This is a genomic window from Bacillus massiliigorillae, from assembly GCF_000380245.2.
GTDB classification, from domain to species: Bacteria; Bacillota; Bacilli; order Bacillales; family DSM-1321; genus Bacillus_AD; species Bacillus_AD massiliigorillae.
This window is the reverse complement of record NZ_HG428741.1, coordinates 1,554,487-1,572,176: the sequence shown is the minus strand read 5'-3', so window position 1 is coordinate 1,572,176 and position 17,690 is coordinate 1,554,487. Positions and strand designations below refer to the sequence as shown.

The 17,690-nt window shown below is 34.7% G+C and carries 11 protein-coding genes and 4 pseudogenes; 4 read left to right on the top strand and 11 right to left on the bottom strand.

Features of this window, described 5'->3' with window-relative positions:
- Nucleotides 1-6: 6 nt before the first annotated feature.
- Nucleotides 7-1,145, top strand: a pseudogene (gene tnpB / locus TX86_RS07330) (IS200/IS605 family element RNA-guided endonuclease TnpB).
- 139 nt (nt 1,146-1,284) lie between these two features.
- Nucleotides 1,285-1,813, top strand: a pseudogene (locus TX86_RS07325) (IS110 family RNA-guided transposase); the annotation flags it as partial.
- A 729-nt stretch (nt 1,814-2,542) separates the two neighbouring features.
- Here TX86_RS07325 and TX86_RS07320 read toward each other — a convergent pair.
- The 6 genes from TX86_RS07320 to TX86_RS07295 form a co-directional block, all read right to left on the bottom strand.
- Complete coding sequence (locus TX86_RS07320; protein ID WP_042347604.1) at nt 2,543-5,095, bottom strand: Ig-like domain-containing protein; 2,553 nt, start codon at nt 5,093-5,095, stop codon at nt 2,543-2,545.
- Nucleotides 5,096-5,101: 6 nt separating this feature from the next.
- Nucleotides 5,102-5,458: a hypothetical protein gene (locus TX86_RS07315; protein WP_042347602.1), complete on the bottom strand. Its 357-nt coding sequence runs from the start codon at nt 5,456-5,458 to the stop codon at nt 5,102-5,104.
- A complete protein-coding gene (locus tag TX86_RS07310) occupies nt 5,455-6,261 on the bottom strand; it encodes a M48 family metallopeptidase (RefSeq protein ID WP_042347600.1) in 807 nt (268 codons plus the stop codon). The genes TX86_RS07315 and TX86_RS07310 overlap by 4 nt, the downstream gene beginning before the upstream one ends.
- 18 nt (nt 6,262-6,279) lie before the next feature.
- Entirely contained in the window at nt 6,280-6,537 is a 258-nt protein-coding gene (locus TX86_RS07305) for a hypothetical protein (RefSeq protein WP_154663074.1), read from the bottom strand.
- The gene (locus TX86_RS07300; RefSeq protein WP_042347597.1) at nt 6,527-7,183 is read right to left on the bottom strand and encodes a tetratricopeptide repeat protein; all 657 of its coding nucleotides are present in this window, start codon (nt 7,181-7,183) and stop codon (nt 6,527-6,529) included. Before TX86_RS07300 ends, TX86_RS07305 begins: the two co-directional genes overlap by 11 nt.
- A gap of 126 nt (nt 7,184-7,309) precedes the next feature.
- Nucleotides 7,310-8,359 carry an ATP-binding protein gene (locus TX86_RS07295; protein ID WP_154663073.1) on the bottom strand — a complete coding sequence of 350 codons (1,050 nt, stop codon included), beginning with the start codon at nt 8,357-8,359 and terminating at the stop codon, nt 7,310-7,312.
- Nucleotides 8,360-9,531: 1,172 nt separating this feature from the next.
- On the opposite strand from TX86_RS07295, the pseudogene TX86_RS27765 reads away from it, so the two are divergent.
- Nucleotides 9,532-9,645: pseudogene (locus tag TX86_RS27765) on the top strand (tyrosine-type recombinase/integrase); the annotation flags it as partial.
- Nucleotides 9,646-10,053: 408 nt separating this feature from the next.
- Here TX86_RS27765 and TX86_RS26165 read toward each other — a convergent pair.
- On the bottom strand, nt 10,054-10,194 hold the full coding sequence (locus TX86_RS26165; RefSeq protein WP_081707595.1) for an aspartyl-phosphate phosphatase Spo0E family protein: 141 nt from the start codon (nt 10,192-10,194) through the stop codon (nt 10,054-10,056).
- 188 nt (nt 10,195-10,382) lie between these two features.
- Here TX86_RS26165 and TX86_RS07290 point away from each other — a divergent pair.
- Nucleotides 10,383-10,814: pseudogene (locus TX86_RS07290) on the top strand (RNA-guided endonuclease InsQ/TnpB family protein); the annotation flags it as partial.
- 859 nt (nt 10,815-11,673) lie between these two features.
- On the opposite strand, the gene TX86_RS07285 reads toward TX86_RS07290, so the two are convergent.
- The 4 genes from TX86_RS07285 to rihC form a co-directional block, all read right to left on the bottom strand.
- A complete protein-coding gene (locus tag TX86_RS07285; protein ID WP_042347596.1) occupies nt 11,674-14,043 on the bottom strand; it encodes a phosphoketolase family protein in 2,370 nt (789 codons plus the stop codon).
- Nucleotides 14,044-14,547: 504 nt separating this feature from the next.
- Nucleotides 14,548-15,216, bottom strand: coding sequence for a nicotinamide riboside transporter PnuC (gene pnuC / locus TX86_RS07280; RefSeq protein WP_052343576.1), 669 nt, complete (start codon nt 15,214-15,216; stop codon nt 14,548-14,550).
- A gap of 85 nt (nt 15,217-15,301) precedes the next feature.
- Nucleotides 15,302-16,498 (bottom strand): NupC/NupG family nucleoside CNT transporter, encoded by a 1,197-nt coding sequence (locus TX86_RS07275; protein ID WP_042347594.1) that lies wholly within the window; start codon nt 16,496-16,498, stop codon nt 15,302-15,304.
- 118 nt (nt 16,499-16,616) lie between these two features.
- A complete protein-coding gene (rihC, locus tag TX86_RS07270) occupies nt 16,617-17,513 on the bottom strand; it encodes a ribonucleoside hydrolase RihC (RefSeq protein WP_042347591.1) in 897 nt (298 codons plus the stop codon).
- Nucleotides 17,514-17,690 lie beyond the last annotated feature (177 nt).

The window sequence follows — 17,690 nt, the reverse complement described above, 5'->3', positions numbered from 1 at the left end:
AATGCAATGCTACGGCACAAAGCCTATAAATTCAGAATCTATCCCAATCAAAATCAAGAAATCCTTATAACTAAAACGATTGGTTGCTCAAGATTTGTCTATAACCACTTTTTAAATCTATGGAACAAAGAATATTTCAAGAATGGGAAAGGCTTATCTTACCATTCTTGTTCTTCTATGCTTCCCAAAATGAAGAAAGATGAATCGACTAATTGGTTGAAAGAAGTGGATAGCATTGCTCTTCAATCTTCTCTGAAAAATCTTGCTGATTCTTTTTCTCGTTTTTTTAAGAAACAAAATCAGCAACCTCGATTCAAGAGTAAAAAGAACCCTGTTCAAAGTTATACAACACAATTCACTAATCATAATATTGCTGTTTTAGGAAATTCGATAAAACTTCCTAAACTTGGATTAGTCAAGTTTGCTAAAAGCCAAGAACTGAAAGGGCGCATTTTACATGCAACCATTCGTAAAAATGGTAGTGGTAAATTCTTTGTATCTATTCTTTGCGAAGAAGAAATCCAAGAACTTACAAAAATAAATTCTGTAATTAGGATAGATTTAGGTATCGCTGATTTTGCTATTCTTTCTGACGGAAGTAAGATTAATAACAATAGATTCACTTCCAAAATGGAAAAGAAATTGAAACGTGAACAACGTAAATTATCCAGACGTGCATTAGTTGCTCAAAAAAGTGACATTACTCTTTTTGAAGCGAAAAATTATCAGAAACAAAAGCTAAAAGTGGCTCGATTGCACGAAAAAGTACTAAATCAACGTAATGACTTTCTGAATAAATGGAGTACAAACATTATCAAAAATCACGATATTATTTGTATAGAGGATTTAAACACGAAAGGTATGTTACGTAATCATAAACTAGCAAAGAGTATCTCAGACGTGTCATGGTCTATTTTTGTTTCAAAGCTACAATACAAAGCTGATTGGTATGGACGTGAAATCTCAAAGTAGATCAATGGTTTCCGTCTAGTCAAATCTGTTCGGAATGTGGGCATCAAGATGGCAAGAAAAATCTCCACATTCGAAAATGGAATTATCCTATTTGTCATACTCATCATGACCGAGACATAAATGGTAGCAAGAATATTTTGACCGAAGGTCTTAAAATACAAGCTCTTGTATGAGCTAAGATTAATAAAAACCGTTGGAACTACGGGGATAGCTTGGTCAATAAGAGAAACCTCTGTTGGTAAAGAAATAAGCTAACAAGTATGCTCTATTCCCAAGAATCTCGTGACTTTAGTCATGAGAGGTTCAAATCATAGTCACTTAATTTGTTTAGAGGTGCTTATCGAAATACTTCTTGAATATATAAAGCACCTATCCAAGCTTGAAGAAGAGATAGATGCTTTAGTAAAAAATATAGAAGAATATAAGATTATCCAATCCATTCCTGGCATCGGTGAAAAAATCGCGGCAACGATTATTTCTGAAATTGGAGAAATAGACCGGTTTAATCACCCTAAAAAATTAGTTGCCTTCGCAGGAATTGACCCTAGTGTATTTGAATCTGGTACTTTTAAAGGTACTAACAATCGTATCACAAAAAGGGGTTCCAGCAGGCTTAGACATGCCCTATTCACATCCGTCCGTTGTGCCTATTAGAGATGCACGCAAAACCCGAACGACCAAAGAAATTATCCCTAGAAATAAGAGATTACGTGAGTTCTACGATAAAAAACGTGAAGAAGGCAAACCTTATCGAGTATCCATTATTGCCTGTGCTAACAAGCTTTTACATTGGATTTACGCTCTTTTGAAAAACAAAACATCATTCCAAGATGTTGCTTAAATAATATTTCACATATATTCAAGGAACTTCCATAAGGTTAAAGGAAGCTTATTTATCATGCCTACTTTTAATATAGCACGCTAGAATTTTATTATTTAGCGAAATGTTTGACAAACTATTAGCTGGTTTAGTTATATAAGAAATCAAAAAATTGTTTTAGATTGAACCCATTGTACACAAATAAAAAGCACCCCCATCGGATGCTCCTCCATTATCTATCTAACTAGTACAGTCTCATTTCGACATATAATAAATAGATTTACCACCCCTTGTAAATACACCATACACATGACCACAATTATCGCAATGAACTATATCATAACATGTGTCCCCTGCTATGTTCTTGTGAGTCCCCTTAGGTAGAATATGCTTTAATCCCTCTCCTTTACACTCTGGACATTTTGATTCTGCGATCCCAATCTCCTCCTTTTCCTATATTAAGGTAAAATTCGACAAAATTGTATAAATTCCTCCAAAATCAGATACTTAAGTGAATTTATTACAAAATCCAGAAAAATAGATGCATGAAGAAGAAACAGTTTTAAGTGTGGAATAAAAAGGAGTTTAGACAAGTTATTTGATAGATTTTTCGCATAAATAAATTGATTCCATTAAATCCAGTAAATCAAGGCGTTATGTGTATTTATGCAAAGTGTGTCTCTTAATTCCATTGTTTCTAGAAATTCTGTGCAATTTTTGAGACTATTAATAACAACAACATTTTCCTTTTTAAGGTAATTCAACTGTTCTATTTATAAGATAATCGTTAGGGATATCAGTTTTTTTGCATCTTATAAAGGTTAATGTCTTTCCGCTAATCTCTATTGTAAACATATTAGGATTATGGATTGTCATTGTGTCTTCATCGCTATCAATTAGCTTATTTCCATCAATTTTAATCAAATTCGATCGAAGACCATATTCCCAAAAAGAGGTTTCGACTCCATCGTAATAGCTTTTAGCAAGTAATGATACTCCAAAAGAATCCTTCCGACTTTCTGTAGAGCTATTACTTATGAGAGCATATTTAAGATCTCGATAATCACTATCATTTGGGCTCGCATTTTTCCAATATCCCTCCACACTAGACATAAGCTTTATCATGTTTTCTACATCTTTATCTTTTTGAATTTCTTCAGGTGTTTTAGAAACGGTCTTACTCCCTTCAGCTTCTTCATAGTTTGAATCTGAAACCTTTGAGTCAGAATCCATGTTATTACTATCCTCTTTGTAAATTTCGGGAACGGTCAATGAGACGAATGCAGGCATACTTATACGATCACCTACTATTGCCTGAACTCTAAACGAATATTGCTCTCCAGAAACCCCCTTAAACTCAGCTGATGTCTCTTTAGAGGTGAGTATTTCAGAGTAATCATTATTAGCAATCGCTCCAGACAATTCAAATTGTACACTTTCATTTGAAGTAAAGTCGTAATCCCAGTTTAAGTGAATGGTCTGAGTTTCCATATCAAACGTTGCTGTTAAATCACTTGGACTATTAATCTCAACCAAAACTTTGACCCTTTTTTCCACACCATTAAAGGAAGATATAACGATTTCAACTTCACCAGCACTTACGCCAGTAACTTCTCCATGAGTATTTACTGTGGCAATAGAGCTATCCAATGTTTCATATTTTAACGGATAGATTTCCCCATCTTCAGGTGTTGTTTTTACCGTTGGTTTTAACGTTAAAGAATTTCCAATTTCCACTATTAAATCTTCTAAGAGGATTTCATCCACTTTGGCATATGAATGAACTGTAAAACTAGAACTTTTCCCACCAACGCTTGCTTTAATCGTGGCCTCACCTATATCTAGTGTCTCAATTTCTCCATCTTGATTAACAGAAATAACAGATGGATTACTTGAGCTATATGTAATTTTCGGGATTTCTGCATCTTCATAATCCATTTCTACTTTAGTGGTTAATTTTTCCTTTTCTCCGACAACTAAATTATTATTGGTTAGTTCAATTGTTATTGCTAAAACTTCTGGCTTAACCACCTTGATTTCAGAAGAGGCGAGAACCCTATTTCCCTCAAGTAATTGAACAGATGTGGTACCTACCTTTAATCCCTTAATTTCTCCATAAGAACTAACTTTAGCAATATGAGGATCCTTAATCCTGTACTTCATTTTCGGCTTTTTTGCATAGGAAGGGAAGTAGTCATAGTCATCGTATATTTGCATCGTTTTTCCTAAAAAGAGGATATCATCTGTTTTAAGAATAGCCCCTTTCACAATCGGTTTGATCATTCCAGTTTTAAATAGTACAAATTGCCCAATCAACAATAGTAATATAGCTATGCTTATACTAACAACAAATATTTTCATCCGATGAAGGAATCGTTTCTTTTCTCGGTTCTCTGGTTCCTTAAGGCTCGGGTTTATAATTTTTGCTTTTTTAAAATTTGAATTTGCTAATAGATATCTTTTTCTATAATCGTAAATTAACCCTTTCATATAAAATGCTTCTGCGTCATTAGGTTCTTTTTTTAGTATATCGTTTAACACTAATAAGCATAGATCATATTGATTACTTCTATAATAAAGTTTCGCATTAAAGTGTAAAAGTTTGTTATTGAAAGGGAACGCAGCTAGCCCCTTTTCAATCCAGATCTGGGCCTCATTTATTTTTTCTAAAATGACATAGGTATCAGCAATTTCGATAAAAACCTCTAATTGTGGATCGCGGAAATCTGCTGCCTTCAAAAAGTAGGAGAGTGCTCCAGAAAAAGTACCTTGTGCCTTATAAATTTGTCCATTTAAAAGGCATAAATCTGAATCAAACCCGGACTTTTCACTTATCAGCTTCGTCATAGCAAATGCATTAGAAAATTGGTCTTTACTCAAATACTCCCGGGCTTTTTGTTTAAAGAAAGCTTCATCTGACCGCTCACTTTGGTACACTTCCAACAATATGGTTGGAATGCCATTTTGCTTAAGAATAGAGAAAAGATCAGATGTACTATTTTTTTTTAGTACACGAAGAACACGATAGAAATCAGATAAGGGTAGCTCTGAATAAAACCTTTTTAGATATTTTTTTATAAAGTCAACACTATCGGAATGCCAACCTATTACATCAAGTATTTTTATTTTTTCAAAGGCATAGTTCTCTTTTTGATTAGTAGGAGCATATTCTATCGCCTGATCCATTTCCCTCAATGCTTCCTGGTATTTGTGTAATTTGAGATTATCTTCCGCTCTCATTACATATACATTAGGATCTTTATCGACAATAGAAGTTACATTTATTTCCTTTACTTTAAACATCTACAATCATCCTTTGTATTCAAACTCTTGCACAAGTGTCTTTTTCCTTTCAATTTCGTCTAAAATTTGCTGGTCGATTTCCCTAATCGATGCTTCGGCAACTACATCTGTTTTAACTATATATGAGTCCAAAGGATTCTTCTTTGTATAAATGGTCGAAGTATTTCGTACGCTGCTCATTACACGGTCAATTTTCACTACAGCCCGTTGCATCGTTTGCCTTGCTTTATAACCAAACATCTTTTCCACTGCATCAGCCGCTACCTGATTCAACCATTGTCTGATTTCGTCCCAGAAAGTTACCAACCCTCCAGTTACTATTCCACCCAATAACACCCAACCTAATGCTGCTAGAAAACTCATTGTCCTACCTCCTTAAAATTCTTAAGTTGTTTGTTTGCCCGTATCATTCTCTCTGAAGAAGCAAAGGCAATTAGATTCTTGATACGAAAAGGTCCATAAGGGTATTGTTCATCGATTTTTGTTGACTCGTAAACAGAATCATGTAGCTCATTGATAGCTTCTGCTTGTTTCAAGTATTCTGCAAGATTGATATTGTTAGCCAAAAACTTACTATTTAACACACATTTAAGAATCGATTTTGTTGAGGCATGCAGGTCCATGCAGATTAAATAGCCAAAACAATCCGCCGAATAGTTGGCTAGACGGTTCCATCTGTAAAAAATGACCTTAGCCACATCTCCGACAATACCGTTACTAAAGGGAATTAAACCTTTTGCATACATTTCAAGAGATTCATTCATTAATGTAGTATAGTGGGTATGCTTATAATAAACTCTACAAATTTCCCTTGCTAACATAAATTCAAGTTCTTTTTCTGTAAAGTCCGTAATCATTGATGCCGAAACCTCAATCCACGGATTATCAATGCCTTTGCTTTCAATTGCATAAAAAAAGTCTTCGTACACAAAAATATCAGGCATCTTTAGCCTAGTACGCTGTTCAATCTTTTTTACTATGTAAAAAACTTCAGGAAACTGCCTTTCACTCACTTTTACTGTCTTCCCTAACAAATCGGGTTTTCTCTTTTTCTCTTCAAAATGAATGTATTGATCCTCAAGTACACTTTTGAAATTTACCGTTTTAGTTACTTCATCAAATGCCGTTTCTTCTAACGGATGGGAAAACAAATGGGTTTCTATCATTTTAGTTACCTCGTATCTTTAAAATGGAGCTATAGTATTTGAAGCTTTGTTCTTACTTCCAATGTAAGTCATTTTTCCGTTTGTTTTAAAACCACTGCTTAGCGACTGCCCTTTGTTGTTCACCCTAGAAGTCATTTGAGAATTTCGAAAAGTAACGCCTCCTCTAGTGGAGTTATGATATTGGGTTAAGCTCACCTTACCGTTGCCTTTCCCAATCGTGGTCCGGGTGGAAGAAATGCCGTTGTCCTTATTTAAAAAATTCACATCAGTCATCATTCACACCACCTAATAGCTTTTGGATATCTTCATGAATTTTAGCCTGATGATAGTTACCCAGTTTTTGATATGCTTGAATAAGAATCACATGGACATCATCATCTTCGGGTCTTTTTTCAGTAGCTTTTCTTAGATGAGCCACCGCTTTCTCGATGTTATCTTGTTTAAAAAGCAACTCACCATAAGTTTTGTTAATTAAAAAGTGTTCTATTGGCTCTGGATACTTTTCAAAATATTGTTCAAACAACATTAAAGCCTTTTCTTCATCACCCTTTTGATAACTTATTAGGGCATTCAAACATAGAAAAAAATCTGTTTGAATGTTTTGAATCATGCTTATCGAGTATTCCAGACTGTTAAAGCTGTTGGATGAAAGAAAGGAAAGATAATGTAATATATAATCTCTATTTTCCATTAAAACTGACACTTTTTGCTTATAGTATTCATCCTTTTTATCATATTGAAGGAGTAGTTCTATTTCATTCTCTATATTGGTACATTCTTTTTTTAATTGCTTGATTTTCGCTCGGATATATCCATTATCCATAAATCCAGGCTCTTCCAAAATATCGTAACAATGATTAGAAAACTTTTTTGTAGCTGACAGTTTAGCACTTTGATAGGAATGAACAAGTTTAGTTATCATAACCGCACCTCATCAGACTTTACCCAAAGTCATTTCTTTTTTATATTGTTCCTCAGAAATAATTTTCGAATTAATCTCGATATTATTGCCATTATTGTAGCGGGCTATAATATAAGCATACGCTTCCTAAAAGTCCTCTAAATGGATAACTTCACTGCCTCTCTCTAAGCAATTGATAGATGCATATAGAACAATGTCCTTGATATCAGCACCGGTGATATTCTCGAATTTCCCAGCCAGAAAATTGGCGGTAATTCCTTCCTTAATTGGCAACTTCTCCGGCAAATGAATATCCCAAATTTTCTCTCTTGCCTCTTGATCAGGTTGGGTAAATTCAATATTGGCAAAAATTCTCCGTTTGAAAGCCTGATCATAATTCGAAAGCAAGTTCGTCGTAAAAATAACAACTCCTGTAAACTGTTCCAATTCCATCAGCATAACGCTTCGGGTTACATTCACTCCATAATCGGCCGACTGGCTTACATTAGTTAGTCTTTTTCCAAGGAAGGAATCTGCTTCATCAAATATAAGAATAGCATTTTTTTCGGTTGCTTCCGTAAAGTATCTTTTAATGTTTTTTGGTGTTTCACCAACATATTTGGACTCAAGCTGTGCATAATTGACATTAATTACTTGTTTGCCCAGATAATGAGCGATTGCTTCAGCAGTCATGCTTTTCCCGGTACCTGGTGAACCGAAAAAGTTCAATATGACTGCTCGTCCATCTTTAAGGATCGTTTCTAATCCCCATTGATTACGGAGCTTGTCATTATGCTTTTGGATCGTTAAAGCCGTCATAATTTGCTTTTTTGTTTTAGCTGGTAGGTATATTTCATAAAAAGAATAGCGAGGTTCAGCAACAGAAATAGTGAAGTCGCTTTCAGACGAATTCCCATTAAATTGGTTATCCTCTATCATCTTGTTAGAAATGATGATGTGAGCAGGAATTGGGTTATATTTTGTTTCATTTATTGAGAAGACTTTTAACAGCTGTTTGGTTGCCTGGGTTACCACGCTCTCATCCAATGGTATCTTCTTTCCATCTAATTCACCAAAACTTGCGTCGAGAAAATCAACCCGAACATTTTTCCCCTTTACTTCATATAACTTAGTCATCTTTTCCTTGCTTATGTTTCTTGCCTGTTTTGCTTCATTATTAATGCGAAATATCGACATGAAATACCTCCTTAGCCTATAGATACAATAAGGTAAATTACAAATTCACCATTTTCCAAGTTGTTATCTAGGCGAAAAAGCTTTAAATGCTCATCATTGAGCAAAAAACTCTGACCCTATTCTGTTCATCTAGCTACAAAGTCACTCTTTCATTAAGGACTTTCACACTAATTAATTGTAGGTCAAAATCACTATAAAATCTACCTGTCTTTATAATAATTCAACCATGCCTTGTAGTACTCAAATGGTTTTATTACATTTATGACAGAGGGGCGGCTCTGACTTTTGAGACGCTGTCATTACTAGTCACGACATTAACTTACAAGAAAAAAGCATATCCGTGGGAATGCCCTTAAATAGGTAAGGTGAGTTGAGCCAATACAGAAAATCAACGTAGCAATCTATTAGTCAAGGTCTTTACTGTTGTGTTATGACCTGATTGCGAGTCTTAGAGAAGCAGCAACGGCTTCTAGCATTCAACGGTTCGGACGGAGTTTCGATTGATTACGGTCAATGGTGCTCGTCATGATACATGTGGGCGAAACTGCATATGCTTTCAATAAGCAAGTGACGAGTTGAAGAGATTCGGGTATTAACCAACAGCATCATCAAGTGCCCAGCTTTACACTAGAGTAATATGCCTCAGATGAATACCACTCCTCTATCCTTGAATCCATATGATTCTTGAGATCGGGGGGGGGATTTTTCATAGTCTGTAACTCGCAAAACCTAAAGTTCTATATCCTCAAATGATCATCTACTTACTTCATGACTGAATGTACTTTAGCGATCTACTTACAACAATACAGCGCTTCATATCATATCTTCTACTTAATTAGTCATCACAAACAAAGCTTCATCATTCATCAATTGCAGCATCGATTGTATATAACTGATGTATTTCATCCGCCTATTTGAACAACCATTCCCCATTTTAAAAACATTACCATTGACACAAGAGCACCAAGTGGTTGTAATGCTTTCCGTAGATAGATGAACTACCTAAACCATTATCAAGGAGAGCAACAACATAAAGATGATAATAGATGCTTTTAAAAGTGAAGAGAAACGAGTTCGTTACGTTACAACAAGTAAACTGCAATCATTACGAAAAAGAGGCATTGTCTCATGAATGAATCCAAACATGACTTTAAAGAGAAGTTCAGTGAATCAATTTACGACATACACATGCAACAATATTAATGCGTATGGGTGAAAATCCGAAAGTTGTGAGAAAGCGGTTAGGTCATGCACGAGTCGGTATCACATTGGATATTTACTCACACTATTGTAGTTGGCAATTCATTTTCAATTTTAATCCATTCTTTTTCATCTTTTTTAATTACTTTATGTGAAGCCATTATATCTGTTTTTGTTAATTTATTAACTATAGCGGTACCAGTATATTTTTCATTTTTACATATTAAAAGCCACTTGATATCATAGTCCATAAGAACTATAATAGAAGGTGCTTAACAGGGTGGTTCCCCTATTTAGTTGGTAGCATTCACACATTCTAACTCAACAATTCAGTGGAAAGGACTCTCATTTTAAGTGGGAGTCTTTTTCTTTTTCTAATGTATTAGCCACCTTTTTGTTCCACTTATTTGGAAAGATGCGGAAGAAAAGGAGGGATCAGATAATTAGATAGTCAGCATATGGTTCCATAACTAAAACCTCCACACAAAATACTATTATGGGTATTTTCGTCTCTGCATTTCGATAATAATTTTATCTAGTTCTTGGCTACATTTGAGAACAATTGGATGTGTTAGACCGTATTGTTTCACTAGAATGCTTAGTCGCCGTTTAAGTGGTTTATCCTTGCTAATCATGATATTTCTATTCCTCCATATTCTTAATTCTATAGAAAATGGAAAATATATCAAGGAATACGAATTCAATTCTGAAATTAATAAAATCCTTATTTTAACTAGGTTTCCGAAAAGAATTCTCCCTCTTCAAGGAGTGTGGAGGGCAAAGCCTAATGAGTAAGTGGGAGATGAATTTTCGGTTAGAATAACGCTTTGTGTACAACAAAATGCTTGCCGATAAGATCAATTCTTATCAAGAATCTCAAAAGAATATTGATAAATCCATCAAATATCCTACTCCTGCACAATATAAGGCTGAATTTCCGTTTCTAAAAGAAATTGATAGTCTTGCCTTGGCTAATGCACAATTGAACCTGAACAAAGCATATGCTAACTTTTTTCGTGATAAATCCGTTGGATTTCCAAAATTCAAAAGCAAAAAAGACCATCACCGCAGCTATACAAACAATAATCAAAAAGGAACAGTATACATGGAAAACGGCTATATTAAATTGCCCAAGCTAAAAACACTGGTTCGAATCAAACAACATAGACCATTTTTTGGCTTGATTAAGTCTGTGACCATTTTCCAAACACCAACTAGCAAATATTTTGCTTCTGTTTTGGTAGAAGAAAATGAATAACTATTCCCTAAGATTGATACAATAGTTGGTATTGATGTGTAATAGTCACCATGACAAGGATGTAAACGCAAGTATCAACTTGCTAAAACTAGCTACGTAATTGGTATCTTCTTTAGGGGTACTACCCTTATAGCTTGGTAAATATAGATAGCTAGTAAAAGTATCTACTTCCCAAGAATCTCCCACTTCAATCAGACCGTAAGGTCGATAAGTGGTGAGTAGTTCACGAGGTCATTGATTGTAAAAGAATTAATATCAACAATAAAAATCAAGATGGAAATGGCTATCATTCTAAGATATTTATTTAGATAGATATGTACATGGTGAATATTTGTTGTTACAAGGCTGAAATATTTAATAAAAGTCATATTTTATGAAGGAGATAACTTGAAAATACTAGTCAGAGATTTTGATTATTAAAAATAAGATATACTATTACAGAAAAATTACTAAAGATAGTTTAATAGGATTTATTTTTGCTCCAATAGGATCATTATTTATTTATGCATTATTTAAAACAGGTGAAGGAAATTACTTGATAAATCCATTTTACATATTGCCCTTAAAGCATTTGGTTAACAGATATTGAGATGAATAACTTTTATATCAAAAGCGATGCAAAGTCTAAATGCATCGCTTTTCAAGTGCTTCACCAATCTGAAATCCACCGAATATTTTCAATAAGGTTTGTTGATTTTTATTGTTTTTAACCCCATCCTTTGTATGACCAATGGAACTTTTTGAATTGAAATCATTGTTATTCCTTCTTTTTCAAACCTCTCTAGATTCAAACTGTTGGTGAAACTAAGGAAGTTTTTTTATCCAATCATTCAATATTAAAATTCAACTAGATAGCTTATTTGTTATCTAATCCCCAAGTCCAATTTTCAACTTCTGGAATATCTAGCCCATGATCACGAATGTAGTTATGGTGAAAACTAATTGTATCATCCATTTGTCTTGCAAAATCCGCTGCTACTACACCATATACTGCATTAGCTGCATCTTGTGCGATATGGAAGCGATCCATTTCAGAAAAGACACGCATATCAAATGGTGTCGTAATATCCCCATTCTCACGATAACCATGAATATGCAGATTATGATTGTGACGATTGAAGAAGATATCACGAATCATCCCTTCATAACCATGAAAACAGAAAATGACTGGCTTATCTTGTGTGAAATAAGCATCAAATTCTTTATCTGTTAGCCCTCGGGGATCGACATCTGGATGACGTAATTTTAAAATATCAAGGACATTAATAAAACGAATTTTAAGCGTTGGAAATGCCTTATTTAAAATGGTAATGGCTGCTAATGCTTCTAAATTAGGCTCTGTTCCTGCTGCCGCAACGATAACATCCGGCTCCTCACCATCTTTTACAGTTGATGCCCAATCAATTATTTTCAACCCATCCTTAACTATCGTTTCCGCTTCTTCTGCCGAATAGAACTGTGGGCGTGGATGCTTCGAACAAACAATCAAATTGATTCGTTCTTCTGAACTTAAAGCTTCTGCCATAACAGCCATCATTGTATTAGTATCTGCTGGTAAATATTCTCGAATAAATTCCGGTTTTTTCTCTGCTAAATGAGTTAGCAAGCCAGGATCTTGGTGTGTATAGCCATTATGATCCTGTTGGAACACCGTTGAAGTAGCTATCAAATTTAATGACGGATAATTCTTGCGCCATGATTGTTCTTTAGCCTTGCGCAACCATTTAAAATGTTGAGTAATCATTGAATCTACTACACGGAAAAATGCCTCATAGCTAACAAAGAATCCATGACGACCCGTTAAAACATAGCCTTCTAAGAAACCTTCACATTGATGTTCGGACAATTGTGAGTCAATCACGCGACCAACCGGGGCAATCCATTCGTCATAGTCATTCTGCTTTGCTTCTAACCATTGACGGTTCGTTACTTCAAATACCTTGTTTAAGCGATTCGATTTTGATTCATCTGGTCCAAAGATACGGAAATTATCTGGATTTGCCTGAACTAAGTCCCGTGCAAAATTACCAAATTCAATCATATCTTGAACAACAATTGCTCCAGGTTTTTTCGTATTAATGGCATATTGCTTCCAATCAGTAATCTTTAATGGCTTTGGATTAATTCCTCCATTTGTGATTGGGTTGGTAGACATTCTACGATTACCTTTTGGAGAGATCTCACGAATTTCTTCAACAATTGCCCCATTTTCATCGAATAGCTCTTTTGGACGATAAGAATTCAACCATTCGACTAATACATCAATGTGTTTCATATGATGGGCATCTACTGGTATTGGGACTTGATGCGCACGGAATCCACCTTCTATTGGCTCTCCATTCCATTCTTTAGGGCCTGTCCAACCCTTTGGAGTACGAACAATTAGAACTGGCCAGTTAGGCATTTTTGCCACCTCTGCCTTTTCTTGACGAGCATCAGCTTGTATAGCTTTGATTCGTTCAATGGCTTGATCTAATCTCTCTGCCATTAATGGATGAACAATCTCTGGATCTGTTCCAGAAACAAAAATTGGATCCCAACCTAAACCTTTGAAGTATTGAGTTAACTCTACATCTGATTTACGTTCTAAAATCGTTGGGTTTGAAATTTTCCCACCATTCAAGTAAAGAATTGGTAAAACAGCTCCATCATTGACTGGATTGATAAAAACATTTGAAAACCAACCTGCAGCTAATGGACCAGTTTCTGCTTCTCCATCACCAATAACAGTTGCTGCAATCACATCTGGATTATCTAAAATCGCTCCTGTCGCATGTGATAACGAATAACCAAGTTCGCCACCTTCATGAATAGATCCTGGTGTTTCAGGCGCTGCATGAGAGGCAATCCCCCCTGGAAAAGAAAAAATCTTACAAAGCTTTTTTAATCCGGCTTCGTCCTGTGTAACTTCTGGATATATTTCAGTGTAGCTACCATCAATATATGAATTTGCTACCATCACTTGACCACCATGTCCTGGACCTTCAATGTAGAACATATTTAAATCATATTTATTTATTACACGATTTAAATGGGCATAAATAAAATTTTGGCCAGCAATTGTTCCCCAATGTCCAATTGGATGAATCTTTACATCCTTTTCTTGAATGGCTTCTCTGAGTAGTGGATTATCTTTTAAATACATTTGTGCCACTGAAATATAGTTAGCAACACGCCACCATGCATCAACTTTTGCTAAATAGTCTTTTGAATCAAAATTTGTCATTTTACGATTTCCCTTCATTATTTTGAATAAAAACTTTTACCATAGTTATCATGCTTAAACTAGTTCATCAAACTTGCTAGACGTCAGACTATATTCCCGTGTTCATCATATATTATTTGTTAAAGTAACTATGAAAAGTTTTTTTCGTTCCTGAATACTTTACAGTACGCTTTATATTTTTCTACATTTTTTACCAAGGTCTAATTTCCTATTAACAAATTACGCGACACAGCACGTAAATCTAAAAACCAGTCACACCCTACCACATGTATGTGTTTTTCTTACTATCTTCTTTGTTTACTAATAATTCTTTCATTGCAATAGTACCTTCTCCTCCTAAAATATTATTCTAAAAAGATGGGAGATAGCTAATCTGTTTATCTCCCAATCTTTTACTCATCACAATGATTGTTCTGATTCTTCTTTACTTTCATTTACGGAATCATTCAGTAGAATCTGTCTTTACTTTGCTCTTTTCTTCTTAATGCTATGAACAATTTATCATTACACAAATTGAGTTATTTTCTCTTTATTCATTTCTTTACCTTCGTTTGCCCTCCATTCGCGTAAACCTTGTATAGAAAGTAATGTATTAATACCCATTAATATAACCATTGGATATAAACCGCTTAAGAAAACTGTAAGTACAGCTATCGCATCGGCAATAATCCAGAGGTGCCAATTCTCAAGATACTTACGACTTAGCCAATATTCAGCCGTTAAGCTCAATACAGCGGTTAAACTGTTTAAGAAAGGTAGTGAACCGTGAAACACATACTTTTCAAGTAAACCCCAAAGGATCCAAGCAACCCCCATTCCTGTGGCCCAAAACATTAATTGTTTACGAGTGAATCGATTCGTTGCAGGAACTTCATTTCCTTTCTTATTTTTCGTCCAAAAATACCAGCCATATATAAGAAACGCTGTTTGCACAAAAGCAACCACTGCCATTGCATTTAATCCTGACGAAATATAAATATACACATAGCTACCGAACGCAAGAATTCCAAAGATAAAATTAGCCATCTTCTCTTTCATTAATAACCAAACATGTACCATACCAAATACAGATACAATGATATCTAGTATGGGAGAATGAACCATCCATCCTACAATGACAGCTAATAAACTAGCGCAAATAATAAATAGTGGATGTCTCAAAATTTTTCCCAATTTCTACTTTCCTCCTAATTTTAAAGCTACATCCTATCAAACGGCTATTCAAGAGTACTGCTTCCGCCACCGTAGCTTAACTAACTTATAGAACTAAACCAACAACTGCAGCTGATAAGAAGCTTACTAAAGTCGCTCCATATAGTAGACGCATACTAAATCCAGCTACCACTTTACTTTGATCAGGGCATAATCCTTTTAATGCACCGATGATCATACCAACAGATCCAAAGTTTGCAAATGATACTAAGAATACTGAGATAATGCCAATTGATCTCTCAGATAAATCCTTCATTTCCATAAAACTTGTCATTGCCACAAATTCGTTTGAAAGAAGTTTTGTAGCAATTAAGCCTCCAAATCGAATTGCTTCGTCCCATGGTACACCAAGAAGAAAGGCGATAGGAGCAAAGATATAACCAAGAATCGTTTGAAAATCCACACCGAAAATACCATCAAACACGCCATTTAAGAAAGCGATTAATGCCACAAAACCTAATAACATCGCTACAATTGCTAGCACTAAATTGAAACCGTCCATCATGTAATCAGATAACACTTCAAAAAATCCACGTTCATCTTTTTCCGTTGGATTATTTACAATGGCAAGGACATCATTTTCTTCATCTGAATTATATGGATTGATGATAGAAAGGATAACAAACACACTGAACAAATTTAAAACAATAGCTAGAATAACAAATTTTGGATCGATTATATTCATGTATGCACCAACGATACTTAAATCTACCGTTGATATTGAACAAGCTGCAATCGAATACATCTGTTTCTTTCCTAATTTCGGAAGGATATCTTTAATTGATACAAACACAGCTGTCATACCAATAATAACCGCACTTATAGCACTATATGATTCTAACTTTCCAAGTCTACTAATTTTATTAAGTAAAAATCCCATAATCTTAATAAACCAAGGAAGAACTTTGAAATACTGTAAAATACCAAGCAATGCACAAATAAATACAATTGGAAGCAATGCTGTTAATACGAAAGTTGCCAATCCACCTTCAATCATGCCACCGAATACGAATTCAATTCCGACATTAGCATAACCAAGCAATTTCTCAAACGCTTTTGATGCTCCACCAATAATTTTTATACCAATAGTTGTATGAAGGAAAGTAAATGCTAATAATATTTGAATTCCAATAATTATAGCGATTGTAACAAGTTTCTTTTTAACCATTTTTCGGTCGAAACTAACTAGATACGCTAATAAAAAAATGGCTATTAAACATAGAATGAAAATAATAAACTTCATTTTATCACCTTTTTTTTCAATTTTGTTTAGAGCACTTGCTGTCAAAAAAGTGATGAAAGTATGCACGAAAATGTAATCGTTTACAAAACAACATACATACCTTTCAAATATAACAAAATCAGATCATTTTATTTAATGTCTCAAGAAACCATTCTTGAAATGCATCAGAATCAATTCCGACTGCAACATTTAAATTCATTTCTTCTTCTTCTGGCATTTCCATTGTCATACCACTTGCAGGACCTTCTGTGACTACCTTCACATGTCTACGCTCAATTCTAAACATTTCAGGCTTTGTTAGATACGCAATTGTACATGAATCGTGCATAACTACTCCCCGTTCCATATCACCATCTCTATAATGATGGAAGATTGCGTTAAACATTTCAGCTGATTTATTTTGACATTTCGATAACTCATCTTCCCCAATAAGCGCTTTCAATGTAACATCCAAACCAATCATTACGATATCCAAATCGGATTCTAATACAATTTTTGCGGCATGCGGATCTGCCCACATATTAAACTCAGCAGGACCATTCATATTTCCACCCGATAAAGAACCACCCATTAATACTATTCTCTCAATTTTATTTTTCAATTGAGGATACATTAAAAGCAATACTGCAATATTTGTTAATGGTCCAATTGGCACAATTGTAACTTTCTCTTCCGATTTCTCTAACATAGAACGTATTGCTTCAACTGCATGCTCTCGAACAATTGTACGTGTAGGTTCAGGGAAATTATAGCCATCCATTCCTGTTTCACCATGAACTCCACTTCCCTCTACCGGCTTCAATAAAGGCGTCTCCATACCTCTAGCTACTGGAATATCTTTATCAAAAAATGTTAAAAGTTTCAAGGCGTTCGATGTTATGTTATTAATGTCTACATTTCCTGTTACTGTCGTAATTAATTTCACATCTAGTTCATCTCTGTAAAAAGCTAATCCTATTGCTGCAGCATCATCAATACCAGGATCTGTGTCAATAATAATTGGTATTCTTCTCATTACGTTACTCCTCCTTGTAATACTGTATATATATAAACGATTACACTAAGAAAACGTCATATTAAGAGAAGTGCAATGCAAAGTCTCTTAAACTAGAACATTGACACTTGAATAGTAAAATACATAGAATCATCTCTTAACACGTGATGTTGATAAAATATTTTCCCTTATGTAACC

Excerpts from the sequence above, each read along its gene's own strand:
- TX86_RS07320 (WP_042347604.1), bottom strand. The coding sequence starts at position 5,095 with ATGTTTAAAGTAAAGGAAATAAATGTAACTTCTATTGTCGATAAAGAT.
- TX86_RS07315 (WP_042347602.1), bottom strand. The coding sequence starts at position 5,458 with ATGAGTTTTCTAGCAGCATTAGGTTGGGTGTTATTGGGTGGAATAGTA.
- TX86_RS07310 (WP_042347600.1), bottom strand. The coding sequence starts at position 6,261 with ATGATAGAAACCCATTTGTTTTCCCATCCGTTAGAAGAAACGGCATTT.
- TX86_RS07305 (WP_154663074.1), bottom strand. The coding sequence starts at position 6,537 with ATGATGACTGATGTGAATTTTTTAAATAAGGACAACGGCATTTCTTCC.
- TX86_RS07300 (WP_042347597.1), bottom strand. The coding sequence starts at position 7,183 with ATGATAACTAAACTTGTTCATTCCTATCAAAGTGCTAAACTGTCAGCT.
- TX86_RS07295 (WP_154663073.1), bottom strand. The coding sequence starts at position 8,359 with ATGTCGATATTTCGCATTAATAATGAAGCAAAACAGGCAAGAAACATA.
- TX86_RS26165 (WP_081707595.1), bottom strand. The coding sequence starts at position 10,194 with ATGATTAGCAAGGATAAACCACTTAAACGGCGACTAAGCATTCTAGTG.
- TX86_RS07285 (WP_042347596.1), bottom strand. The coding sequence starts at position 14,043 with ATGACAAATTTTGATTCAAAAGACTATTTAGCAAAAGTTGATGCATGG.
- TX86_RS07275 (WP_042347594.1), bottom strand. The coding sequence starts at position 16,498 with ATGAAGTTTATTATTTTCATTCTATGTTTAATAGCCATTTTTTTATTA.
- rihC (WP_042347591.1), bottom strand. The coding sequence starts at position 17,513 with ATGAGAAGAATACCAATTATTATTGACACAGATCCTGGTATTGATGAT.